This is a genomic window from Lysobacter sp. TY2-98, from assembly GCF_003367355.1.
Lineage (GTDB): Bacteria > Pseudomonadota > Gammaproteobacteria > Xanthomonadales > Xanthomonadaceae > Cognatilysobacter.
In genome coordinates this window covers 2,402,037-2,424,350 of record NZ_CP031413.1, presented here as the reverse complement: position 1 = coordinate 2,424,350, position 22,314 = coordinate 2,402,037, and the positions used below count along the sequence as shown (strand labels likewise).

Here is a 22,314-nt window from a genome sequence, read left to right as displayed (position 1 = left end):
GCGGGATGCGCGTACGCACTGTGCGGCGGTCGGTGTCGCGGGCGGATCAGCGCGGTTGCGGACCGAGGGGCGGGCGCTACCGCTCGCGAGCCGCGCCGGTCCTGACACGGCGGCCCTGCACGCCGAACTATTTCGCCGGCGCCGCGGCCTTGGTTTCCACCCAGCCCTCGTCCGGATCGAACTGCTTCATCGCACGCGCGATCGCTTCCGAATTCGGACCCAGGTCCTTCTCGTACACCTTGCCGTTCCAGCTGATCATGAAGCTCATCACGCCGGTCTCGTCGTACTTCGCCGGCCACGCGATCGCGGCGAAGCCGCCGCTCATGTTGTCGCCCAGCATGTAGCTGCGCGCGCCGCGCGGTGCATGCGAGCCCTGCGCGGTCAGGATGCGGAAGTGGTAGCCGTGCCAGTCGTTGCCCACCGCGGCATCGCCGAACAGCGGTCCCAGCGGACTGATCTCGCCGGTGTCGTCGTCGGACCAGTACAGGCCGTCGTGCAGCCCATCGGTGCTGATGATCTTCTGCGCGTACTCGAGTACGCCGTCGCCATCGCGATCCGCTTCGGCGTAGTCCATTTGCGCGTCGTGGTAGGCGCGCAGTGATTCCACCGCATCGAGTTCGTCACGGCCGATGCGACGGGTGCGCATCACCTCGGCGCCCGCCTTCGTGTCGAAGCTCCAGCCACCCGCAGCCTTGGCCAGCGGAATCGGGAAGGTCCAGGGGTCGGTGCCGACGCTGAGCGTCGACGTGCCATCCGCCGCGGTCTCGAATGCGTGCCGTTCGCGGTACTTGGCGAGAAACGCGTCGACGTCCGCGCGATCGATGCCTTCCAGTGGCACGTAGTCGCGCCAGTTCGCACCCAGCAGCGCGGCCAGCGCGGCCGCATCGGCACGTTGCGTGCCCAGCGCCTTGACCAGCGCATCGGCAGCGGCGTCCGGTGTCGGGAAGCGCGTCTGCGCGACGACCGGCGACGACGACCCCAGCGCCAGCAACAACGCGAGCGGGAGCGAACACATGAAGCGTTTCATGCGGAGACTCCTGGTTAACGGCGGCCGCCCGCGCCTTGACGCTGCTGGCCACCGGATCGCTGCGACGACTGACGCTGCGGCGATGAGCGCTGCTGTCCGGACGAACGTTGTGGCGACTGGCGTTGCGCCGACTGACGACTCGCCTGGCCGCGCTCCGCATAAGCCCGGGATTGCTGCGGCCTGCTGGCGCCTTCGAAGGCATTACTCCGCGACGGTTGTCGCGCCTGCTGCTGGTTGCGCGCGGCGGCTCGCGCCTGCGTGTTGCTCTGCGTCTGCCTATGCCGCTGGGGGGCTTGCGACCGGTTCTGCGCGCCGTCCCGCGATGCGCGCGCCTGTTGCTGCGCACGATCACGCGCCTGGTCGCGACTCGCACTCTGCGCGCGATCAGCCCGTGCGCGATCCGCCTGTGCCGCCTGCGCGCGATCCGACTGCGCCCGCTCGCGCGCCTGCGTCTGCGCACGTTCCCGCGCCTGCGTCCGGTCGCGCTCGGAGGTGGCGGCCTGCGCGCGTTCACGCGCTTCCTGGTTGCTGCGCGCCGGCGCCTGCACGCCCCGCTGTTGCATCGACGCACGCGCCTGCTCGCGCGACTGCGCACGCTGCGCATCCTCGCCGCGGAATTCGCTGCGGCGATCCGCACCGGCCAGACGCTGGCTGTTGTTCTGGCGGTCGTACTGGTCGCGGTAAGGCACGCCATCGCGATTGGCGGCGTTGTGGTTCCAGGTGTTCTGCGTGCGGTTGATCTGCCGGTTGGTGTTGATGTTGTTGTAACGGTCGACGTCGATATCGATGTCGTTGTCGTTCCAGTCGAAGTCGCCCCAGAGCGCGTCGGCGGCCGCCAGCCCCACGCCGAACATCAGCCCCGTCGCCAGCGCGCCGCCCATCGGGTAGTAGCTCGCGGGCGGCGGGTAGTACACCGGTGGATACGCCGGATACGACCACGCGCCGTACGCGGTGTTCGGGTCGTAGCTCGGCACGTACACGGTCTGCGGGTCGGACGACTCGATGAGGATCGTCTCGGTGAGCGGCGCCGCGGCGACAGGCGCCGACTCGTAACCGCCGACCGCCGGCTCGGATGGCGCCGGCGCTGCCTGCACAGGCGCCGCCGCGCGCGGTTGCGAAGTCACCTTCTGGTACTGGTTGGAGTCGAGCGTGCCGTTCGCCTTCGCCTTCTGGCGCAACTGCTGCACCGCGTCCATCACGTCATCGGGCTGCGCGAGGAACGCATCGCCCAGGCGCTGCACCCACGCGGCCTGGTTGCCCGCGGCATACAGCACCTGCGGGAACGCAACGAGTGATTGCACGCTGGGATCCCACGGCTGGTCGGAGACCTGCTTCACCGCCGCGTCGCCTTTCGCTTCGGGGTGCGCCTTCGACCACGCAGCGGCTTCCGCCACATCGCTCGGATAGGTCGCAGCCATCAGCACCTGTGCCAGCAACGCGTCGGGATACAACGCGATCGGCGCCACCATCTGCTGCAGCTCTTCCGGGCTGAAGAGCACTTCCTTGGGACGCTTCGCCGCAGCCGCGGCAGGCGGCGCAGCGGTGGTTGCCGCGGCGGGCGCGGCCGTGGGCGTCGCCGTCGTCGGCGCCTTGTCGCGCGAGCAACTGCTGGTCAGAAGGAGAGCTGTGGAAACGATGCAGACAAGGGGAATGCGCATGACACCTCCCGCATGCAACCAAGCCATCGGCCGAAACGCCGCACCGCCATCGGTTGAGATCGGGCTCGAGTCCGCCCGGTCGCGGCCATCTTCGAGTCAACTTCGTAAGTTGCCTGTGAGCGGACTCATGCGTGGAGCAGCACTGAAGGACTGACGCGCCCGAGCAATGCGATCGCGAGTGCGACGACTCGCGCCGTTTCACTTCGTCGGCAGGTTAAGACGCCGCGTCGTATCCCAACACGCGCGACCGCAGCGCCGGTCGTCCGCAGTCGCGACGCAAGCAGCCGGTCGCGGCGCAACGCAGGCCAGAGCGATAGAGAACGTCGCCGAGGCATCCATGGCCCCGCGACGTACGACGCATCGCGACCGCCAGCCTCGGCACGCGGCTCCCGGTGGCGACCGCCGGCACCGTGTCGGCCGCCTTCGGGTCTATCGGTTCACCGTCGCGCGCCTGCCGAAAGTGGAGCGCGACCCATTTCCTGTTCCCGCCTTCCGCCGGCGCGGTCAGGTGGGGGCGAACGGCTTCGAGGCCTTCTTCTCGTTCTTGGCCGCGCGCTTTTCCTGCGGTGTCTTTGCCGGCTTCTTCTTCGTTTCCTTCTTACGGTCCATACCCTTGCTCATGGCGCACTCCTGTTCGCCGCAGGGAAGCTGCGGCCGGCGGGCAGCATGGCAGATGGGACGTCGAGCGGGGATGCGGTCGTCGGCGCACGAGCCTGCCTGAAAGCGGTCGCAGCTGAAGGCGGGCGTGGAAAATGAAACCCGGCCCTGTTTCCCGCCGTGGTTTCGACGCTTGCGGTGATCACGGTGGAGCGCGCAACGCGCAAGTGCCTCCTGACAGCACGGACAGGCAGGCGGCGGACGCGAAAAGGCGGAAGCGATAAGCTCAGCTCGTCGCTGTGGGGACAGCGACGCATAAGGCACAGCACCTACACACCAGGGGGAAAACCGATGGAAATGCAGAACCCGTACAGCGCCGGCGACGCCGTGATCGCCGCAGGATCGCAACGCGTCCACACCGCTGAGAACGCCGGGAAAGGCCGGCGCTTCCTGACCATGCTGATCGACTACGCGGTCTACTTCGTGCTGGTCATGCTGGTCATGATTCCCGTGATCGTCGTCGCGGGCGAAGACGCCGTTCAAGGTGGACGCGCCTACGCCGTCAGCGTCCCGGTCTTCGTTCTGTACTGGACGCTGTTCGAAGGACTCTTCGGGCGCACGGTCGGCAAGTTCGTCTGCGGCACGCGCGTGGTCACGGAGCGGGGCGCCGCCCCCTCGATGGGTCAGGCCCTGGGCCGCACGCTCTCGCGCATGATTCCCTTCGAAGCCTTTTCCGTACTCTTCAGCGAGGACGCCACCGGCTGGCACGACTCGATCGCCAAGACCAAGGTCGTGCGCGCGCGCTGAGCGTCAGGTCGGGAAGTGAACAAGAGGCCGGGATCATTCCTTGCGGATTGAGCCCGGCCTTTTTTTGAAAGGCTCCGGAGCGCTTCGGGAGGTCGCCCGCAGACCTTTCGAAGCGGTCCGACCGCTTTCCGATGCCGTCGAAGTGGCTACGACAGCGGTCGAAGAGAAAACAATCGGCAAAGCTGACTTGACTTCAGTCAGGACAAAACGAAGCCGACCTCATTCCGGTGCCTCAGGCGCCGAGCAACTCCACTTCGAACTTCAACGTCGCGTTCGGCGGAATCACGCCGCCGGCGCCGCGCGCGCCATAGCCCAGGCCGGGCGGAATGATCAGCGTGCGGACGCCGCCTTCGCGCATGCCCTGCACGCCTTCGTCCCAACCCTTGATGACCATGCCGCCGCCCAGCGGAAAGATGAAGGGCTCGCCGTGGTCCTTGCTCGAATCGAACTTCTCGCCTTGCTGGCCGTTCTCGAACAGCCAGCCCGTGTAATGCACGACGACATTGCGACCGGGCTTGGCTTCTGGGCCGGTACCGACGACGGTGTCCTCGTACTGCAGGCCGGATGCGGTGGTGGTGTAGGTCATAGCGGGCTCCTGTCGGTGAAGCGGTCGGCCCCGAAGTGTAGCGGTCCCATGAAAGAGGCCTCAGGCTCGTTCCTTCGGCAAATCGGAACCTGATCCTGTCTTCGCGTGTCAGATCGCCGGGGGCTCGATCGGCAACCTGATCGCTCCTACCGGTGTGGAGTAGTCGAAGGTGAAGGTGGCACGCGGTTCGATCAGGCCGTCCGCGTTGAGGCGAACCTCTTCGAACGAATATGGCAATCCGTCAGCGCGGATGAGCAGGCGAAACGCGTAGTGGGATGTCGGGTCAGGCACGGCACCCAGGCTCTCTACGAAATCCAGGGTTTCCGCATCGTTATCCCGCTCCTCAACATCGATCTGGCGACACATGGATGCGCCGCAAGGCGACTCCGACGCGAGGGCCCGGTAGACACGATCGTCGTGGATCGGGCGTATGCCGAGCTCCACCTCTTCGATCTGACGGCACTTGAACTCCCCGTCGTCCACGCGGTTGCAGTAGCCCGTCCCGACTACGAACGACTCCCGATGGAGGCGGACTTCGCGCAGTCGGACCAGGTCGTCTATTACGTACTCGTCGAATCCATCGTCGACGCTTGCGTCGGGCAATTCGAGATGCACCTGCGCGCGAACGCCGCCACGGATGCGATCGAGCAGCAACTGCTGAGTCTGCCGATAGAGCGATACGGCTGAAGGATCAACGGTGTTGCCGGCCGCGGGCGGGGCGGTTGGAACACCCAAGGTAGTTGACAACAGGAATGCGGCGGTTAGGGAGAGCGGTGTTGTCATGTGCGCTGGTGCTCATCTTTAGTCGCGTGAGCAAAAAGCGCCTCGTGCGCAGGCGCGCCCGAGCCACCTTCTTGCTGGTGCAAAGAAAGATAACCAAAGAAGGCGCCTTTCTCGACGGACCTACCGCTTGCGACTTGCGAGCTCCGTGCGATCGCCATGCCCTTCTCGCTTGGTAAAGCGCGGTGGCCCCCGGAAAATGGAACCTGACCCCACTTCACCACGGGCGCAAAGAAGGCATGGCGGCAAATAGACACCTGCCCGGACGAAGCAACGAAGAAATGGAACCGGGCCCCCGATTCATTCCGCCCCGGTGCGGACGATCGTTTCGTCGAGGTGGCCGATCGGAAACCCGAGCAGGCTGATGCGGCCGGTGTTCGACAGCGTGGTGCCGTCGGGCGACAGCTCGAGCACCTGCCGCATGCGCATCCCGTGGTGCGGCGCGTAGCGCAGCGACAGGCGCGCGCCGTCGACGGTCGCGACGCCGGGCCCGCTCGCGTCGCTGAGCGTGAAGGTATAAGCGCCGCTGCCGGCAGGGTGGATCACCCAGTCGCGCGTGCGCTCGGGCTCACCGGCCATGTGCACCACCTGATGGAGGTGCAACGTGCCGTCGGCGTCGCGACGGCCGAGGTTGTCGACGGTGTAGGGCGTCGCGTGTCCCAGCCCCAACGTCAGCTCGCCGCGACCCTGCGACGCGCCTTCGAACATCGACAGCGGATCGGCGGCCGAGGGGAGCGCGTGCACGAGCAACGCGGCAGCGAGCAGGACAGCAGGGGGCGATGCGCATGGCGTGCATTAGTGCCGCGGCGGGGTGAACACCGTGGCACGGGATGCATGCGCGAGCGCTTGGTGCATGTTTGGCAGCGACGACGTTCGTGCCTTGGCGCGCTTGAGCCGCTCTTCTTCGCGAGCGCAAAGAAGTCATGACAGCAAATAGACGCCTGCCCGAACGAAGCGACGAGGAAATGGAACCTGGCCCCCCATTTCATTTGACTGCCGATCGGCGACGTCCTCACTCGGTGAGACGTGCGCAGCGGATCGTGTCCCCATGCTGCCGCCGCTGACCCGAGCCGACCTTCCCGACACACCGCTTCCGCCCGGCTTCCGCTGGGCATGGTCCGATTACGGCGCGCAGATCCACCTGCTGCATGGCGATGCGCCGACATGGGTCAGCGTCGCGGTGGTGGGCGCCACGTATTACGGGTCGTATGAAGTGCTGACCGGCAAGCATCGTCGCGTGCACATGCGGCGGTGCTTTTCATCACTTCCGCGCGCGTTGGCGTTCGCGCAGCGCTGGCTGGTGCTGCGTGCGGAGGATGTCGTCGCCGAGCTGGACGGTCGCAAGAAGGATCCGACGCTTGCGCTGGATCCGGGCGAGCATGATTGGCGGGAAGTGCGGGCAGGGCGCGGACAGATGTCGCGGGGCGCCATGCGGTCGATGAATCCGCATGCGTCGAAGGGGATTTGCCGGATTGAGCGGCCTTCGAAGGGTGGGTTTCGGTAGTCGGTGGTTCGATTGTCGCGTCTAGGGGCAAAGCGTTTCGTGCGCTGCGCGCCCGAGTTACTTTCTTTGCTGGTGCAAAGAAAGATAGCCAAAGAAAGCACCTTCCTCGAAGAATCTACAGCTCGCGCGTGTTGATTCCTCGCGATCGCCACACTCGGCATCCTTCGGCCCGCCGCAGCGCGGCGGGCGCTCACCGGCGCGCGAACCTGCGATTCGCAAGCGGCGCCGCTTCGCCAAGTGGCGACGGCCGACGTCCTGTCGGCCGCCCTTCGGGTCTTGTGTCGCTGATCAGTTGGCGGGGTCGAGGAAAACTGCACTCTGGCCCTGTTTTTCCGGCGTCGCTCAGCAGGGATGCCAGGTCTCGCTGTAGTACGACCATGTGCCACCCGCGTTGCGGCGGTACACGAGCAGCTTGTAGTGCCACACGCCGCTGAACATGCGGTGGTCGGTCACCCAACTGTTGAAGCACTGGCTGCTGCGTGGCGAGCAGTCGCCCGACATGCCCTGGTTGCCGTACGACGGGCAGCCGGCCTGGGCGACGGCGGGCAACGCCAGCGTCGCGCCCAGCAGGGAAGCGGCCAGGAAACCGCCGAGGGAATGCAGAGATTTTTTCATCGACCAGTCCTTGGGGATGCGGAACACGATGGTGGGATGCACGCGGTGCATTGCGGTGCGCGGGCAGGTTGAACCGTGGTCCGTTGCGATGCTGTAAACGTGTGCGGCCTGGTGCGATGAGAACGCTCACGAGAACGACAAAGCGGAGACTTTTGCAGTCGCTGACGTCGAATAAGCACTCGGGATCGTCGCGATGGCGACGCGCGGCAGCGCGGCGCATTCCGGTCGAGTGGATTGATGCCATCGATTGCCGTGCGACGACGGCAAGAGCGTTTCGTGCGCTGCGCGCCCGAGTTACTTTCTTTGCTGGTGCAAAGAAAGATAACCAAAGAAAGCACCTTCCTCGACGGATCTACAGCTCGCGCGTGTTGATTCCTCGCGATCGCCACACTCGGCATCCTGCCTCGGGTGGCGACGGCCGACGTCCTGTCGGCCGCCCTTCGGGTCTTGTGTGACGACGTCAGTGTTTGAGTGCCGAAATGGAACCTGACCCCGTTTCCAGCGACGGCCGACGTCCTGTCGGCCGCCCTTCGGGTCCTGTGCGAGCGCTACGCGATTGTCAGATCAGAAATTGCACTCTGACCCCCGTTTCTCCCTTCGAATGCGTCCAGAATGTCTCGCGCAATCCATTGGAGCTCGTCGCGACCCGGCGTGGGAAGCCGCTCCCAGAAGTCGGTGGCCTCAAGCAATTGAATGAGCTTCTCTACGTCCTTGCCCGCGAAACCCTCAGGCAGGTATTGCTCAAGTGCCCCTCGACGCAAGATGTAGACGCCTTCCGCTCTCTGCTGAGACAGGAAGGTGTCAAAAATTGTTTGCTGCTCAGCGCTCAGAGCAGAAGGCATTAACCTGCGGCGAGACTTTATGTACTCCCACGTCGCGCGAGCAGCGTCCCAAGAGCCTGATGTAATGGCATCTTCAATGTCTTGAACTAGCCTGGCACCGTCCCGGCTAGATACGTCTTCGACGACATTCCTTTTGATCTCATCCGTGTTTAGCAGAAAAAGGCTCTTCACTTTTTCGTCGCCAATCTGCTCAACATAGTCGCGATCTGCGACGATTGAATAGGGAATCTTTGAGGCGTCTAGGATCATTTTGTAGAAGCGGAACGAGCCTTTACCGCCCGCGCTGATCACTTCAATGATCTTGCCAGCAGTAGCGGATCGGCCGAAACGGTCGAGAATGGATTCAAGAACGATTCGATCGGAGATTCCTTCGCACAGCACTACGGAGTCGGCAAAGAATAGACGCTCGTTATTTTGACTGTTGACGATGTTCAGGAGGTGCTTGGCGTTCGGCAGGTTCTGCGTGTTCAACCGAATTATTCGACTCCGTTGCGCATCGCTGTAAACCCGCGAGACGTACTGGATAGAGTCGGGAGAGACGAATGTCGGCGAGTGGGTTGCCAGCAGGAATTGATTGCCCGTTTCTCTGGCCAATCGCTCAAATACGCCGAGAAGCATTCTTTGCCACTTCGGGTGCAGGTGTAGCTCTGGTTCGTCGATGACGACAAGTGCATCCCTAACATTCAACGCGAAGATCGAAAATAGGTATGTAAGTAGCTCGCGTTCGCCAGATGACGCTGCGCCTATGAGGAACGAGGAGCCCTGCTTCGTAAGCTGCACGTCGTATCGATTGGACATCGGATTGGTGCAGCGGAGCTCCCATTCGTATCCGAGTTCGGACAGGATCCTGGTCAACTCCTCCACTTGCGGATCGCTATAAAACGCGCTTTTCGCGCCGACATTGTCGTCTTCACGGAGCAGCCTGTATTTCGCCGCGAGCGTCCCGATCGCGAGGCTGACGATGTTGACGGCCATTCGTGAACTGCCGACGTCTACAGTCCGTTTGGTTTCGTAATTGTTGTGGTTGGCTAGCTCGACGCCAGATTGAAAATCGTGTCGGGAGCGGTTGACGGGCAGATACAGCAGGGGAATTGATAGGCGCCCGTTTCCAGTCAGTTCTCGAAGGAGCGCATCTACCTCGAAGCGCTGTAGATACTGGAGAAACCATGCAGCTGGTTGGCTGTCGGCTGGCCTAAGTTGATTGTTTACGACGTGGTAAGTGAATCTTGTACCCGCCACAATTTCGTTGATTCGCCATTCGCTAACGATCTCAAGCTGCGAATTGTCGTAGCGCCCTTGGGCAAAGCGCAGCAGGTCTGGCGCATCTGACTGCATCGCGCGCATGTTGATGAGATCTGTCTCCGTGACCTCAAGCTCAAGTGCGACGGCTTGCTCAGAGCCTTGCGGGGACATGCTGTGCGGCTCTAAGCGGATGTTGCTTAGCATGTCGTTGTATTGAAAGACATGCCTTCCGGCATTTTCCGGCGTTGGTTCTAAGCGTGCGTACATCGATGCAAAGATGTGACGTCGCAGCGTAAGAAACAGCGTGTCGAGCAAATTTGTCTTGCCGCCGCCGTTCGGCCCGATGACGATACTCATGGGTCCGTCGAGCCTGAATGTGGCGGGTTCGAGGAAGCTGCGAACGTTCTGAATCGTTATCGAGTTGACGCGCACGTTGTGTCTCGAAGTGGAGTGCTGGTAGTACGCCCAGAAAAAAGGTCGGGCTCATTTCTGATCCCGACCCTTCTCATCGAACACTATTGCGTTTTACCTCACCCGCACTTGCTATACCCACAATTCAAGCAAGTCGCACACCCATCCATCAGCACCAGCGCCTTCGTGCTGCACTTGTGGCACATGGTCGCGCTGGGCGGGAAGGCGGTGCCGTCGCCGGTGACGGAGACGCTTTCGTTGGCGGCGGGCTGGGTAGCGCGCTCGTAGGCGGCGCGCTTCTCGGCGATCAGCGCGCGCTGGGTGTCGGAGAGGTTGTTGTCGACGATCATGCCGATCGACTTGAGGTGGTCTTCGACCACGGCGCCGATCTCGGCGACCAGGCTCGGCATGTAGACGCCGCCGGCCTTGAAGTAGCCGCCGCGCGGGTCGAACACGGCCTTCATCTCGTCGACGAGGAAGGTGACGTCGCCGCCCTTGCGGAACACGGCGGACATGATGCGGGTGAGGCCGACGATCCACTGGAAGTGGTCCATCGACTTGGAGTTGATGAACACCTCGAACGGGCGGCGCTGTTCGTGTTCGGTGCCGGCGTTGAGCACGATGTCGTTGATCGTCACGTACATGGCGTGCTCGACCAGCGGCGTCTTGATCTTGTAGGTGGAACCGATCAGCACTTCCGGGCGCTCGAGGCGCTCGTGCATCTGGATGACGTCGGCGATCTTCGATTCCGCCGGGGCAGTGCTGGCCTGGGCCTCGCGCGCGCGGTCCTCCGCGCTGATCACGCTGTAGCCCTTGATTTTCTTTTCGATCTTGACGGCCATCGGCCCTTCCCCGTGCTGCTTTCGTGTTGATGTCGTAGGCGCGTCGCGTCATGCGGCGCGTGGTGGATTCGGAAGGTGCCGGCGGCGGACCGCCGGCACCGGGGTTACAGCGTGTGGCGGGTTACAGGCTGGCGCGGCTGTCGGCGCGACCACCGCGGCCGCGCGATGCGCCGCGTGCGGTGGCCTTGCGGGCGCCGCCCTTCTTCGCGGCGGTCTTGCGGGCACCACCCTTCTTGGCCGCGGTCTTGCGCGTGGCCTTCTTGGCGGATGCCTTCTTGGCCGACGACTTCTTCGTCGATGCCTTCTTGGCGGTGGCGCGCTTGCCGACGGCCTTGCGGGCGGTCGTCTTGCGGGCCGTGCCCTTGCGGGCGGCGGCGCCCTTCTTCGCGGCCGCCGAGCGACGCGCGCTGGTTGCCGCCTTCTTGACCGCGGCGCCTGCGCGCTTGATGGCCTTTTTGGTCGCCTTCTTCACCGCCTTCTTGGCGGCCCCGACCTTGCGCGTGGTGGCCGCCTTCTTGCCGGCGGCGACGCGCTTGGCCGACTTGCGACCGGTGCTCTTGCGGGCCGTCGCCTTCTTGGCGGTCGTCTTGCGCGCGCCGGCCTTCTTGGCGGTGGTCTTGCGAGCACCGGCCTTCTTCGCGGTGGCCTTGCGGGCGCCGGCCTTCTTCGCGGCCTTCTTGGCCGCCTTGCGCGCACCGGTCTTCTTGCTGGCGGCGAGGGCTTCCTTGCGGGCGGCAGCCGAAGTGCGGGCGAGGCTCTTCTTTGCCTTCTTGACCACGCGGCGCACTGCGCGCTTCGCGGTGCCGGCGGTTTCGCTGACGCGGTCGACGGCGGTGCTGGCGGTGTCGGCGATCGCGCTGCCGATGGTGCTGGCGGTTTCGGCGACGGTGCTCGCCGCGTTGGACAGCGTGGCGGTCACTCCATTTCCATTGCTCATGGGAAGGCCCTCCTTAGGGGCTTTGTTATGCGGAATCGGGATAACGGGTTGTAGCGTTATCGCGGCGACCTATACCGTCGCTGCACACAACATGGCGTGAAAACTACGCGTACTGCATCGGGGTTTTTGATGGGACCGCTGCATTCCTGACGCTGTTGCGGAATGCATGCGACCTGCGCGCGCCGGGTCCGTTGCCCGGCGCGTCACCGGCGCCGGTCAGAACTTGCCGTAATAGCCTTCCTTCAGGGCATCGAAGAGGTTGGCGGCGGTGTGCTTCTCGCCGTCGTATTCGATCTCCTCGTTGCCGCGCACCTCGATCGTCGAACCGTCCTCGAGCTCGAAGCGATAGGTGGTGTTCTCCAGGTCCTTCTCCTTTACCAGCACGCCCTGGAAGGCGGCGGGGTTGAAGCGGAACGTGGTGCAGCCCTTGAGGCCCTGCTGGTGGGCGTAGGTGTAGATGTCCTTGAAGTCCTCGTACGGGTAGTCCGTCGGGACGTTCGCGGTCTTGGAGATCGAGCTGTCCACCCACTTCTGCGCCGCGGCCTGCACGTCGACGTGCGCCTTGGGCGTGATGTCGTCGGCCGAGATGAAGTAGTCGGGCAGGGCGGCGTCGGGCTCCGTCGAGAACGGCATCGCCTTGTCGTTGATCAGCTCGCGGTAGGCGAGCAGCTCGAACGAATAGACGTCGACCTTTTCCTTCGACTTCTTGCCTTCGCGGATGACATTCCGGCTGTAGTGGTGCGCGAACGACGGCTCGATGCCATTGGACGCGTTGTTCGCCAGCGACAGCGAGATGGTGCCGGTGGGCGCGATCGAGGAGTGGTGGGTGAAGCGGCTGCCGACCTCGGCGAGTTCGTCCACCAGCTGCGGCGCGGCCTCCGCCACGCGCTGCATGTAGCGCGAATAGCGCGCGTGCAGCACCTTGCCGGTGATCTCCTGGCCGACCTTCCAGCCGTCCTTCGCCATTTCCGGGCGCTTGCGCAGCATCTCGGCGGTGACGGTGAACGTCTCCGACATGATCGGCGCCGGGCCCTTCTCCTTGGCGAGCTCGAGGCCCATTTCCCAGCCGGCGACGGCCATCTCGCGCGCGATCTGCTCGGTGAACTCGCAGGAGTCCTTCGAGCCGTACTTCATGCGCAGCATGGTCATCGTGCTGCCCAGGCCGAGGAAGCCCATGCCGTGGCGGCGCTTGCGCATGATCTCGTCGCGCTGCTGCTGCAGCGGCAGGCCGTTCACTTCGACCACGTTGTCGAGCATGCGGGTGAACACGCGCACGACTTCGCGGTACTCGTCCCAGTCGAACGTGGCCTGGTCGGTGAACGCGTTGCGCACGAACTTGGTGAGGTTCACCGAGCCGAGCAGGCAGGCGCCGTACGGCGGCAGCGGCTGCTCACCGCAGGGGTTGGTCGCGCGAATGGTTTCGCACCACCAGTTGTTGTTCATCTCGTTGACGCGGTCGATGAGGATGAAACCCGGCTCGGCGTAGTCGTACGTCGAGACCATGATCATGTCCCACAGGTGCCGCGCACGGATGTGGCCGTAGATGCGGCAGGCGACCAGGCCGTCGTCGCGCGTCACGTAGTTGCGGTGGGTCGGCCAGTCGCGCCAGACCACCTGCTCCTCGTTCGTCAGGTCGAGATCGTTCTGTTCCTTGACGTGCACCGGGAACACCAGCGGCCAGTCGGCGTCGTTGTTTACCGCGTCCATGAAGCCGTCGGTGATCAGCAGCGACAGGTTGAACTGGCGCAGGCGGCCGTCTTCGCGCTTGGCGCGGATGAAGTCCTTCACGTCCGGATGCGAGACGTCGAACGTGCCCATCTGCGCACCGCGGCGGCCGCCGGCGGACGACACGGTGAAACACATCTTGTCGTAGATATCCATGAAGGACATCGGGCCCGACGTGTACGCGCCGGCGCCGGCGACGAACGCGCCGCGCGGACGCAGCGTCGAGAACTCGTAGCCGATGCCGCAGCCGGCCTTCAGCGTCAGGCCCGCTTCGTGGACCTTCTCGAGGATGCCGTCCATCGAATCTTCGATCGTGCCGCTGACGGTGCAGTTGATCGTCGACGTGGCGGGCTTGTGCTCGAGCGCACCGGCATTGGAGGTGATGCGGCCGGCGGGAATCGCGCCGCGGCGCAGCGCCCACAGGAAGCGCTCGTTCCAGTACTTCTGCTTCTCGGCGGTCGGCTCGGCCTCGGCCAGCGCCTTCGCGACACGCTGGTAGGTGCCGTCGATGTCCGCATCGACCGGCGCGCCGGTCTTGGTCTTGAGCCGGTACTTCTTGTCCCAGATGTCCAGCGAGGCCGGTTGAAGGGAGATGTCCCCATCCGCGTTCGGGGTTTTGCCCATGCCGACCACCTCCAGGCGCACCGTGCTCATTCCTGCGTCATCTCCGAATCAAAGGCCGTGCGGGACGGCCGGGTGTTGAGGGCGGACCCCCGTCTTCGCGGCGGTCCTTATGGGGTCGTGTTCCACGGGGCGACAGTCCGTCGAGGCGGCCGTGAAACCACTCGGATGGGGTCGGGACAGTGGTCCGGAGCGTCCCGCCCCAGAGCCGGAATACCTCAACCTGTTCCCCATCGAGCCGGCGCGAACCACAAGACTTAGTGGTCGCGCGAAGACGTCAAACTACGCTCACGCCCGGCCGGACGTCAACGTCTTGACGACCGTCACATCGGTCGTTTTCGCCGTGTTTCCGTGTTGCGTCGCGACACCCCGACGAGCGGCAGGGGAACTGTGCCGAAAGGCGGTGGTCGGTCAGGGACTTGAATCGAGGCGCGATGCCGCGACATCGTGACCGCGACACTGCCGTTCCGTTTGACGAGGACCGCGATGGCTTCCCCCCGCACCACGCTGCTGACCCTCTCCATGGCCGCCGCCTTCGGTGGTTTCGTCGCCACCGCCTGCCGCGAAGCCCTGGATCACCAGGCGCAGGCGGCGCCGGCGACCGCCGCCACGCTCCCCGCGGTCGGCGCGCTGCCCACCGCGGTGGGTTCGACGCCCATGCCGTCGCTCGCGCCGATGCTGGCGCGCGTCACGCCCACCGTCGTGAGCGTGCACTCCAAGCAGCGCGTGCGCGTCAGCCCGTTCAACGACCCGATGTTCTCGCAGATGTTTCCGGGCCTGACGCAGGAACGCATCAGCGAATCGCTGGGTTCGGGCGTGATCGTCGACGCGGCGCGCGGGCTGATCCTCACCAACCACCACGTGATCCAGGGCGCCGACCAGGTGTCGGTCACGCTCGCCGACGGCCGCACGTTGCCGGCGGAATTCCTCGGCAGCGATCCGGATACCGACATCGCGGTGATGCGGGTCAAGGCCGACAAGCTGCAGGCGATTTCGTTCGCGAATTCCGACCAGCTGCGCGTCGGCGACTTCGTCGTCGCGGTCGGCAACCCGTTCGGCATCGGCCAGACGGTGACCAGCGGCATCGTCTCGGCGGTCGGCCGCAGCGGCCTGCCGGGCATGGGCTACCAGAACTTCATCCAGACCGACGCGTCGATCAATCCGGGCAATTCCGGCGGCGCGCTGGTGAACCTCAACGGCGAACTGGTCGGCATCAACACCGCCAGCTTCAATCCGCGCGGTGCGATCGCCGGCAACATCGGCCTCGGTTTCGCGATTCCGGCCAATCTCGCGCACGACATCGCCGAGCAGCTGATCAGCAACAAGGGCGTCGTGCGGCGCGGCACGTTCGGCATCGAATCGCAGGATCTGACCGACGCGATCGCGCGCGGCCTCGGCATCAGCGCCGACGGCGGCGCGGTGGTGACGCGTGTGTTCCCGGGCTCGGCAGCGGCCCGGGCGGGTCTGCGCCCGGGTGACGTGATTACCTCGGCGAACGGCCAGCGCATCACCGGCCGCGACGCGCTGCGCAACTTCGAAGGCCTGCAGTCGCTGGGCAGCCGCGTCGGCCTGCAGGTGCTGCGCGACGGCAAGCCGGTGCAGCTGCAGATCGGCCTGCAGGAGCAGGCGCGTTCGGTCGCGGGCGGCGACGTGGACCCGCGCCTGGCCGGCGCCACCTTCGTCGAACTGCCCGCCAGCCTGCGCAATGCGGGGCTGTCGGGCGTGCTGGTGGAGTCGGTCGCCCGCGGGTCGCGCGCGGCGCAGAATGGCCTGCAGGCCGGGGACGTGGTCCTCGCATCGACCGTCGGCGCCTTCGACGACCTGGCCGCCTTCCGCGCCGGCTTCACACAGCGGCCGTCAGAGTTGGCGCTGCGCGTGATGCGCGGCAATCAGCAGGGCGTGCTGCCCGTGCGTTGACCGCGTCCGACCTTCCACGGATCCCAGGAGAGCGTTCAATGGCCACCACTACCCGCAACGGTTCGTCGACTGACCTCGAGGCGACCGGCACCTTCCGCTCGAACCTCGGCGAAGCCGGCGGCAGCCTCAAGCAGGCCGCGGTCGACACCGGCGATGCGCTCAAGAACGCGGCGATCGCCGCGGGCGAAGAGCTGCGCGTCGGCAAGGCCAACCTCAAGGCGGATCTCGCCGATTCGGCCCTGGCCGGCATCGCCGCGGCCGAACTCGCCGGCGGCGCCGCGCGCGAGCAGATGGACCAGTTGATGGACAAGGGCCGCGACCTGCTCGACAGCGCCGCGGAGCTCGTGCGCGAGCGTCCGCTGGTGAGCTTCGGCGTCGCGTTCGCGGCGGGCTGGATGATCGCCAAGCTCGCACGCGGCAACAGCAACCGCTGACACGCGCGTGACCGGCGCGGGGAGCGCAGGCGACAACGAACGCCCGGGTCCGTCGGATCCGGGCGTTTCGCATGACCTTCCGCCGGACCTCGAGGAATCGCTGCGGCAGGTGATGGCCGCGGGGCGATCGAGCCTGTCGGCCGCGAACGAAGCATCCAAGGCGTTTCGCAGTCTCGTCGCCGCCGACATTTCGCTCGCACGCAGCGCACTCGGTCGCACCGTCGCGTTCACCGGGCTTGCGATCGCCTTCGGCGCCAGCGCGTGGCTGCTGTTGATGGCGAGCGTGATCTCCATACTCGTCGGGCGCGTCGGCATGTCGTGGACGGCGTCGCTGCTGATCTGCGCGCTGGTGAGCGTCGTGTTCTGCGCGCTCGCCGGGTGGATCTCGATCCGCTACTTCGAGCACACGCGCCTGCAGGCCTCGCGTCGGCAGCTTGCGCGCCTGGGCTTCGGCGAGCTCGCTGATTTCACGCCGACGCCTGGTTCGGCGAAATCGGCTGCGGACATCGAAAGCGACGACGTCAAAACCGCGTCGGGCGAGCCCGTCAAGGACAAGACCGGCGTGCCCGTAACTCCGCCCTGAGATCGAGATGGCCACGTCGTTCAAGCAACTCATCGAAAAGGTCGGGCAGGCCGAGAACGCGCTCGAAGCGAAGGAGCGCCAGGTCGCCGCGGACTGGCGTCAGCTCAAGGCTTCATGGAAGACCGGCTGGACGCCAGGGCGCATCGTGATCGCCGGGCTGGTGTCCGGCTTCGTCGTCGGCCGCATCGAACCGGCCAGGGGCGTGGCCAAGGGGAACAGCATCATGCAGATGATCACCGCGCTGTCCGGCCTCTTCGCGAGCGCGACGGCGCAGCACGCTGCGAGCCACGTCGAGACTGTTGCCGACGACGTGGGCGACGTCGCCGACACCGTGCAATCCGCCGTGCCCGACCACGCGCCGGTGGACGCATGAGCGCATGACGAGTTCGACACCGCAGCACACGCTGGTTCCGCCCGACGATCCCATCGCGCCGCCGCCGCACGACGAAGCGCCGCACCCCGCGCGTCCACGACCGCGTGCGCCGTTGGCGGTGGTGGTGCTCGCTGTCCTCGCCACCGGATTCACCTTGTGGGCGGCGCAGGGCCTGATCCTGCCGGTGCTGCTCGCGGTGTTCTTCGCGCTGGTCGGCAATCCGATCATCCGGCTGCTCAAGCGCGCCTACGTGCCGCGATTCATCAGTGCGTTGCTGGTGATCACGTTGGGTCTGGCCGGCACGGTGCTGCTGGTCGAACAGCTCGTGCAGCCGGCGACGGAGTGGATCCACGACGCGCCCAGCGGCATCCGCTCGCTCGCGCCCAAGCTGCGCGCGATGGTCAAGCCGGTGCACGAGGCCAACCAGGCCGCGCAGCGCCTCGCCAATGCGGCGACCGCCGGTTCCGAACAGCAACGCGTGCAGGTGGTGCGCACCGAAAACAGTGGCGATCCGTTCCGCTGGCTGATGGGCACGCCGAAGCTGGTGAGCTCGGTGCTCGCGGTGGTGCTGCTCACGTTCTTCTTCATGGTCTACGGCGCGAACCTGCAGAAGCACGCGCTCGCGCTGTTGCCGACACGGCAGCAGCAACGCATCACCGTCGACATCCTCACTTCGATCGAGCGCGAGATCTCGCGTTACGTGCTGACGATCAGCGTGATCAATCTCGTCGTCGGCGTGGTCATCGCCGCGTTGCTCATCTGGATCGGCGTGCCGCAGCAGGAAGCCTTGCTGTGGGGCACGATGGCCTTCCTGCTCAACTTCGCGCCGTACGTGGGGCCGCTGATCGGCATCCTGACGCTGCTGGTCATGGGCTTCCTGCGGTTCGAGCACTGGAACGTGCTCGCACCCGCGGCGATCTACCTGCTGGTGCACGTGCTCGAAGGCCAGCTCATTACGCCGATCGTGCTCGGGCGTTCCATGCGCGTGTCGCCGCTCGTGCTGATTCTCGCGCTCATGGTGTTCGGCTGGGTGTGGAGCATCGTCGGCCTGCTGCTCGCGGTGCCGCTGCTCGTCTGCGTGAAGCTGGTGCTGTCACGCATCGAAGGCCTGGACGGCTGGGCGCGACTGCTCGAATGAGTCAGCGCGCGAACGGCGAGGGGCCGTAGTAGCGCGCGAGGTGGTCGGCGACTTTCGGATACGCGCGACGCAGCACGTCCGGCGCGCTGAAGTGGTATTCGCTCGCCACCGCGAAGAATTCGTCCGGCGCTTCCGCGGCGTAGTCGTCGATGGGCGCGCGACGTCCGCGATCGAGGCGATCGGTCAGATCGTCGAACGCCTGCTGGAAGTCGCGGCTCCACTGCGCATGCCAGTCCGACGTGAGCGGCGGCGTGCCATCGAGTTCGCCGTCGAGCATGTCGAGCTTGTGCGCGATCTCGTGCACCGCCACGCAGAAGCCTTCGTTCGGTGATGCGCAATCGGCCTGCACGTCGGCCCACGACAGGATCAGCGGCCCGCCCTCCCACGCCTCGCCGATGAGATCGTCCTCGCCTTCGTGCAACACGCCCGCCGCGTCGACGTGACTGCGGTTCACGCGAAACGCGTCGGGATAGACGATCAGCTGCGACCAGCCGCGCAGGCCGGCGACGCCGACTTCGAGCACCGGCAGGCAACACACCGCGGCGAGCAACGCGCGATCGTGGTCATCGAGCTCGAGATCGCCGATCGGCGTGATCACGCGGTTGCGCAGGAACCACGCGGCGAGACAGGACAGACGTTCGCGACGCACCGCATCCAGTGCAGACGCCCACGGCAGATGCGCGACGACGTGGGCGTCGAGAGCGGCGGGAAGCGGGGTGTCGGGTCGATCAGGTCGCGCGAGGCGACGCAGCCAGCCGAGCACGCGTCAGCGGAACATGCCCGGCAGGAAGCTGTGCCAGCGCATGCGCGGCGTATTGCCGACATCGCCGTGCACGCTCGGACGGATGCGCGATTCGTTCGCGGGTGCCGCATCGCGCGCCGGCGCGGCCGGCTTGCGCACCGCGGACTTGGCCGCGGTCACCGTGTCCGGGCAGGCCCCGCTATCCGGGCTGCTCAGACGCACTTCGCGCGCCGCGACATTCGCGCAGGCGAGAATCATCAGCAGGCACAGGCAGATACGGCGCATTGGCGACCCCCGGACCGGGCTGCTCCCGGAACTCCGCGAGGATAGCGCGAATCCCGGACCGCCACCGTGCCGGACGTCGGCACCGGTTCAGCCCCTCATAATGGCTGCATGAGCCCTGCGACCCCCGACCGCCCGGCCCGCCCCATGGACGACCGCGCGCTGCTTCGGGCGCTGGCGGACGGCCCCGTCTCGGGCGACGCCCTGGCCCGCATCGCCGGCACCACCCGCGCCGCGGTCTGGAAGCGTATCGAGGCCTTGCGCGAGGCGGGCGTTCCGGTCGAGGCCGCCGCGGGCCGCGGCTACCGCCTCGCGATGCCGCTGGACCTGCTCGACGCGGGCGCGATCCGCGACGCGCTGCCGGCCGAGGCCGCTGGCGCGCTGGCCGCCCTCGACGTCGCCTGGACCATCGAATCGACCAACACGGCCCTGCTGCGCGAGCCCGCGCCAGCTAGTGGCGCGCGGGTGCTCTTCGCCGAGCGCCAGACCGGCGGACGCGGTCGGCGCGGCCGCACGTGGCAGTCGCCGCTGGGCGCGAGCCTGCTGATGTCGGTGTCGCGCGCGTTCGACGGCGGCCTGGCGCGCCTGGGCGGACTCAGCCTGGTGGCCGGTATCGCCACCGCCGCCGCGCTGCGCGACGTGGGTTTCGACGCGGTCGGTCTGAAATGGCCGAACGATGTCGTGGTGGAGCAGGGCGGCACGCTGCGCAAGCTCGGCGGCCTGCTGGTCGAAGGCGGTGGCGAACATGGCGGTCCGGCGCGCGCGGTGATCGGCATCGGCCTCAACGTCCGGCTTCCCGAATCCGCCGCGACTGCGATCGACCAGCCGTGGATCGACGTCGCCACGCTCGGCCATGCGCCGACGCGAAATGCACTCGCGGCGACGCTGCTCGCGCACCTGCTGCCCGCACTCGACCTCTTCGATCGCGACGGTTTCGCGCCGTTCGCCGCGCGCTGGCGCGAATTCGACGTGCTGCACGGTCGCGATGTCGTGCTCCACCTGCCCGACCGCACCGAGCCCGCGCGCGTGCTCGGCCTCGCCGACGACGGCGCGTTGCGCGTGCGCACGTCCGACGGCGAACGCGACGTGCATGCGGGTGAAGTCAGCCTGCGGGTGGCCGCATGACGGCGTGGTTGTTCGATCTCGGCAATACGCGACTGAAGTGCGCACCGCTGGTCGATGGCGATGTTGGTGACGTGCACGCGCTGCCGCATGCGAGCGGTGAGCTCGCCGCGGCGCTCGCCGCGGTGCTGCCGCCACGCATCGACGTCGCATACGTCGCCAGCGTTGCCGGCGAAGCGCTGCGCGTGGAACTGCTCGATGCACTCACTGCACGCTGCGCGCGCATCGAGCTTGCGCGCACGCAGCGGGTTTTCGCCGGCCTGCGCATCGCCTACGCGACGCCCGCGCGGCTCGGCGTCGACCGCTTTCTCGCCATGCTCGGCGCGCGGCGTCACGAACGCGGCCCCGTGCTGGTCTGCGGCGTCGGCACCGCGCTGACCATTGATCTCGTCGACGCCGACGGCCTGCATCGCGGCGGTCGCATCGCGCCGTCGCCCGACCTCATGCGCGAAGCCCTGCACCAGCGCGCGCCGCAGTTGCCGCTCGACGGCGGCGACTGGGTCGACTGGGCCGATGACACCGTCGACGCGCTGGCGTCGGGCTGCCTCGGCGCAGCGCTCACGCTGATCCGCGACGCGCAGCAATCCGCAACGACGACGCTCGGCATCGCACCGACGCTGCTGCTGCACGGCGGCGGTGCGACCCCGCTGCTCGCGCGCCTGCCCGAAGCACGCGAAGCCGGTGCGCTGGTGCTCGACGGCCTCGCGGTCTGGGCGACGACGTGAGCGACGTCACGTCGCAGTGGCGCGGGGTGCGCGCGTCGATCGCTAGAATCGATCGATGCTGACGCGCGCGCTCTTCGTGCTGTTGCTGGTGCTCAACGTGGGCGTTGCCGCGTGGTGGGCGCTGCACGCGTCTGCGCCCGCAGCGCCGCCGTCGTCATTGCCCGGCGATGTACCGACGCTCGAGCTGGTCGACGCCGGCAACGCCATCGCTGCCGTGCGCACGCCGCAGGCGCCGTCGTCGTCCCTGCGGTGCTGGCGCTACGGGCCGTTCACGAATCCCGCCGCGTTCGAAGCCGCGCGTCGCGCGATCGTCAGCCAGGTGGCGTGGACGGCGACGGCCGAACAGATCGCCGGTGCGCCGCGGGCATGGCGCGTGGTGCTGCCGCAGCCCGACCGCGCGACCGCGACGGCCACGGCCGCGCGCATCGGCGCCGCCGGTTTCGCCGACTACCTGATCCTGCCCGAAGGCGGGCCGGATGCGAACACGATCGCACTGGGCCGTTATCGCGGCGAAACCTCGGCCCGCGACCGCGCCTCGGCGCTGGAGCGCGCGGGCTTCCAGGCCCGCGTCGAGCCGGTGGGCGGGCGCGTCGTGCAGTGGCTCGATGTCGCCGCCACGCCGGCGTTCGACGCCCGTTCCGCGGCGCTCGGCCTCACCGGCGTCACCATCGACTGCGCCGGGGTCGTCCGCGACGGGCGCTACACTATCCCGGCGCCGGCTTAGCTCAGTTGGTAGAGCAACTGATTTGTAATCAGTAGGTCGTCGGTTCGATTCCGACAGCCGGCACCACGCCGTCCCGCGCC

Annotated in this window: 20 protein-coding genes, 1 tRNA gene and 1 pseudogene; 11 read left to right on the top strand and 11 right to left on the bottom strand. The window is 66.5% G+C overall.

Going from position 1 to position 22,314, the window contains the following annotated elements; genetic code table 11:
- Nucleotides 1-127: 127 nt before the first annotated feature.
- Both DWG18_RS11760 and DWG18_RS11755 read right to left on the bottom strand, forming a co-directional pair.
- Nucleotides 128-1,027, bottom strand: coding sequence for a DUF2950 domain-containing protein (locus DWG18_RS11760; RefSeq protein ID WP_205289349.1), 900 nt, complete (start codon nt 1,025-1,027; stop codon nt 128-130).
- Nucleotides 1,028-1,041: 14 nt separating this feature from the next.
- A complete protein-coding gene (locus tag DWG18_RS11755; protein ID WP_115647364.1) occupies nt 1,042-2,685 on the bottom strand; it encodes a DUF3300 domain-containing protein in 1,644 nt (547 codons plus the stop codon).
- Between the two features lie 777 nt (nt 2,686-3,462).
- Here DWG18_RS11755 and DWG18_RS11750 point away from each other — a divergent pair.
- The gene (locus tag DWG18_RS11750; RefSeq protein ID WP_162823823.1) at nt 3,463-4,089 is read left to right on the top strand and encodes an RDD family protein; all 627 of its coding nucleotides are present in this window, start codon (nt 3,463-3,465) and stop codon (nt 4,087-4,089) included.
- A gap of 232 nt (nt 4,090-4,321) precedes the next feature.
- On the opposite strand, the gene DWG18_RS11745 is transcribed toward DWG18_RS11750, so the two are convergent.
- From DWG18_RS11745 to DWG18_RS11735, 3 genes are all read right to left on the bottom strand, one after another.
- Nucleotides 4,322-4,675 carry an FKBP-type peptidyl-prolyl cis-trans isomerase gene (locus DWG18_RS11745; protein ID WP_115647362.1) on the bottom strand — a complete coding sequence of 118 codons (354 nt, stop codon included), beginning with the start codon at nt 4,673-4,675 and terminating at the stop codon, nt 4,322-4,324.
- 108 nt (nt 4,676-4,783) lie between these two features.
- Nucleotides 4,784-5,458, bottom strand: a complete 675-nt coding sequence (locus DWG18_RS15325; RefSeq protein ID WP_162823822.1) for a hypothetical protein — start codon at nt 5,456-5,458, stop codon at nt 4,784-4,786.
- Between the two features lie 297 nt (nt 5,459-5,755).
- Nucleotides 5,756-6,199: a DUF3833 domain-containing protein gene (locus tag DWG18_RS11735; protein WP_162823821.1), complete on the bottom strand. Its 444-nt coding sequence runs from the start codon at nt 6,197-6,199 to the stop codon at nt 5,756-5,758.
- 304 nt (nt 6,200-6,503) lie between these two features.
- Here DWG18_RS11735 and DWG18_RS11730 point away from each other — a divergent pair, with 304 nt between their 5' ends.
- Nucleotides 6,504-6,959: a hypothetical protein gene (locus DWG18_RS11730; RefSeq protein ID WP_115647359.1), complete on the top strand. Its 456-nt coding sequence runs from the start codon at nt 6,504-6,506 to the stop codon at nt 6,957-6,959.
- Nucleotides 6,960-7,301: 342 nt separating this feature from the next.
- Here DWG18_RS11730 and DWG18_RS11725 read toward each other — a convergent pair whose 3' ends face one another.
- The 5 genes from DWG18_RS11725 to DWG18_RS11705 all read right to left on the bottom strand — a co-directional run bounded on the left by DWG18_RS11725 (nt 7,302) and on the right by DWG18_RS11705 (nt 14,227).
- A complete protein-coding gene (locus tag DWG18_RS11725) occupies nt 7,302-7,616 on the bottom strand; it encodes a hypothetical protein (protein ID WP_162823820.1) in 315 nt (104 codons plus the stop codon).
- A gap of 506 nt (nt 7,617-8,122) precedes the next feature.
- Entirely contained in the window at nt 8,123-10,090 is a 1,968-nt protein-coding gene (locus DWG18_RS11720) for an AAA family ATPase (RefSeq protein WP_115647357.1), read from the bottom strand.
- A gap of 98 nt (nt 10,091-10,188) precedes the next feature.
- A complete protein-coding gene (locus tag DWG18_RS11715) occupies nt 10,189-10,911 on the bottom strand; it encodes an NrdJb (protein ID WP_115647356.1) in 723 nt (240 codons plus the stop codon).
- Between the two features lie 121 nt (nt 10,912-11,032).
- On the bottom strand, nt 11,033-11,848 hold the full coding sequence (locus DWG18_RS11710) for a hypothetical protein (RefSeq protein WP_115647355.1): 816 nt from the start codon (nt 11,846-11,848) through the stop codon (nt 11,033-11,035).
- A gap of 216 nt (nt 11,849-12,064) precedes the next feature.
- A complete protein-coding gene (locus tag DWG18_RS11705; protein WP_115647354.1) occupies nt 12,065-14,227 on the bottom strand; it encodes an adenosylcobalamin-dependent ribonucleoside-diphosphate reductase in 2,163 nt (720 codons plus the stop codon).
- A 453-nt stretch (nt 14,228-14,680) separates the two neighbouring features.
- Between DWG18_RS11705 and DWG18_RS11700 the strand changes: the two genes are divergently transcribed.
- Genes DWG18_RS11700 through DWG18_RS11680 form a run of 5 tightly spaced genes read left to right on the top strand, consistent with a single transcriptional unit; the run spans nt 14,681 to nt 18,639 of the window.
- Nucleotides 14,681-16,111: a trypsin-like peptidase domain-containing protein gene (locus DWG18_RS11700; protein WP_115648161.1), complete on the top strand. Its 1,431-nt coding sequence runs from the start codon at nt 14,681-14,683 to the stop codon at nt 16,109-16,111.
- A 38-nt stretch (nt 16,112-16,149) separates the two neighbouring features.
- On the top strand, nt 16,150-16,545 hold the full coding sequence (locus tag DWG18_RS11695) for a hypothetical protein (RefSeq protein ID WP_115647353.1): 396 nt from the start codon (nt 16,150-16,152) through the stop codon (nt 16,543-16,545).
- A gap of 7 nt (nt 16,546-16,552) precedes the next feature.
- Nucleotides 16,553-17,128, top strand: a complete 576-nt coding sequence (locus tag DWG18_RS15430) for a phage holin family protein (RefSeq protein WP_205289348.1) — start codon at nt 16,553-16,555, stop codon at nt 17,126-17,128.
- Nucleotides 17,129-17,135: 7 nt separating this feature from the next.
- On the top strand, nt 17,136-17,501 hold the full coding sequence (locus DWG18_RS11685) for a hypothetical protein (protein ID WP_115647352.1): 366 nt from the start codon (nt 17,136-17,138) through the stop codon (nt 17,499-17,501).
- A gap of 4 nt (nt 17,502-17,505) precedes the next feature.
- Entirely contained in the window at nt 17,506-18,639 is a 1,134-nt protein-coding gene (locus DWG18_RS11680) for an AI-2E family transporter (protein WP_115647351.1), read from the top strand.
- Between the two features lies 1 nt (nt 18,640).
- On the opposite strand, the pseudogene DWG18_RS11675 reads toward DWG18_RS11680, so the two are convergent.
- Nucleotides 18,641-19,439 (bottom strand): annotated as a pseudogene (locus DWG18_RS11675) (M90 family metallopeptidase).
- 371 nt (nt 19,440-19,810) lie between these two features.
- Here DWG18_RS11675 and birA point away from each other — a divergent pair.
- The 4 genes from birA (at nt 19,811) to DWG18_RS11650 (ending at nt 22,300) form a co-directional block, all read left to right on the top strand.
- Nucleotides 19,811-20,788: a bifunctional biotin--[acetyl-CoA-carboxylase] ligase/biotin operon repressor BirA gene (gene birA / locus DWG18_RS11665; RefSeq protein WP_115647349.1), complete on the top strand. Its 978-nt coding sequence runs from the start codon at nt 19,811-19,813 to the stop codon at nt 20,786-20,788.
- Nucleotides 20,785-21,510: a type III pantothenate kinase gene (locus DWG18_RS11660; RefSeq protein ID WP_115647348.1), complete on the top strand. Its 726-nt coding sequence runs from the start codon at nt 20,785-20,787 to the stop codon at nt 21,508-21,510. Before birA ends, DWG18_RS11660 begins: the two co-directional genes overlap by 4 nt.
- A gap of 55 nt (nt 21,511-21,565) precedes the next feature.
- Entirely contained in the window at nt 21,566-22,234 is a 669-nt protein-coding gene (locus DWG18_RS11655; RefSeq protein WP_115647347.1) for a hypothetical protein, read from the top strand.
- Nucleotides 22,225-22,300: transfer RNA gene (locus DWG18_RS11650), tRNA-Thr, on the top strand. Before DWG18_RS11655 ends, DWG18_RS11650 begins: the two co-directional genes overlap by 10 nt.
- Nucleotides 22,301-22,314 lie beyond the last annotated feature (14 nt).

Excerpts from the sequence above, each read along its gene's own strand:
- DWG18_RS11760 (WP_205289349.1), bottom strand. The coding sequence starts at position 1,027 with ATGAAACGCTTCATGTGTTCGCTCCCGCTCGCGTTGTTGCTGGCGCTG.
- DWG18_RS11755 (WP_115647364.1), bottom strand. The coding sequence starts at position 2,685 with ATGCGCATTCCCCTTGTCTGCATCGTTTCCACAGCTCTCCTTCTGACC.
- DWG18_RS11745 (WP_115647362.1), bottom strand. The coding sequence starts at position 4,675 with ATGACCTACACCACCACCGCATCCGGCCTGCAGTACGAGGACACCGTC.
- DWG18_RS15325 (WP_162823822.1), bottom strand. The coding sequence starts at position 5,458 with ATGACAACACCGCTCTCCCTAACCGCCGCATTCCTGTTGTCAACTACC.
- DWG18_RS11730 (WP_115647359.1), top strand. The coding sequence starts at position 6,504 with ATGCTGCCGCCGCTGACCCGAGCCGACCTTCCCGACACACCGCTTCCG.
- DWG18_RS11715 (WP_115647356.1), bottom strand. The coding sequence starts at position 10,911 with ATGGCCGTCAAGATCGAAAAGAAAATCAAGGGCTACAGCGTGATCAGC.
- DWG18_RS11710 (WP_115647355.1), bottom strand. The coding sequence starts at position 11,848 with ATGAGCAATGGAAATGGAGTGACCGCCACGCTGTCCAACGCGGCGAGC.
- DWG18_RS11705 (WP_115647354.1), bottom strand. The coding sequence starts at position 14,227 with ATGAGCACGGTGCGCCTGGAGGTGGTCGGCATGGGCAAAACCCCGAAC.
- DWG18_RS11700 (WP_115648161.1), top strand. The coding sequence starts at position 14,681 with ATGGCTTCCCCCCGCACCACGCTGCTGACCCTCTCCATGGCCGCCGCC.
- DWG18_RS11695 (WP_115647353.1), top strand. The coding sequence starts at position 16,150 with ATGGCCACCACTACCCGCAACGGTTCGTCGACTGACCTCGAGGCGACC.
- DWG18_RS11685 (WP_115647352.1), top strand. The coding sequence starts at position 17,136 with ATGGCCACGTCGTTCAAGCAACTCATCGAAAAGGTCGGGCAGGCCGAG.
- DWG18_RS11680 (WP_115647351.1), top strand. The coding sequence starts at position 17,506 with ATGACGAGTTCGACACCGCAGCACACGCTGGTTCCGCCCGACGATCCC.
- birA (WP_115647349.1), top strand. The coding sequence starts at position 19,811 with ATGGACGACCGCGCGCTGCTTCGGGCGCTGGCGGACGGCCCCGTCTCG.
- DWG18_RS11660 (WP_115647348.1), top strand. The coding sequence starts at position 20,785 with ATGACGGCGTGGTTGTTCGATCTCGGCAATACGCGACTGAAGTGCGCA.
- DWG18_RS11655 (WP_115647347.1), top strand. The coding sequence starts at position 21,566 with ATGCTGACGCGCGCGCTCTTCGTGCTGTTGCTGGTGCTCAACGTGGGC.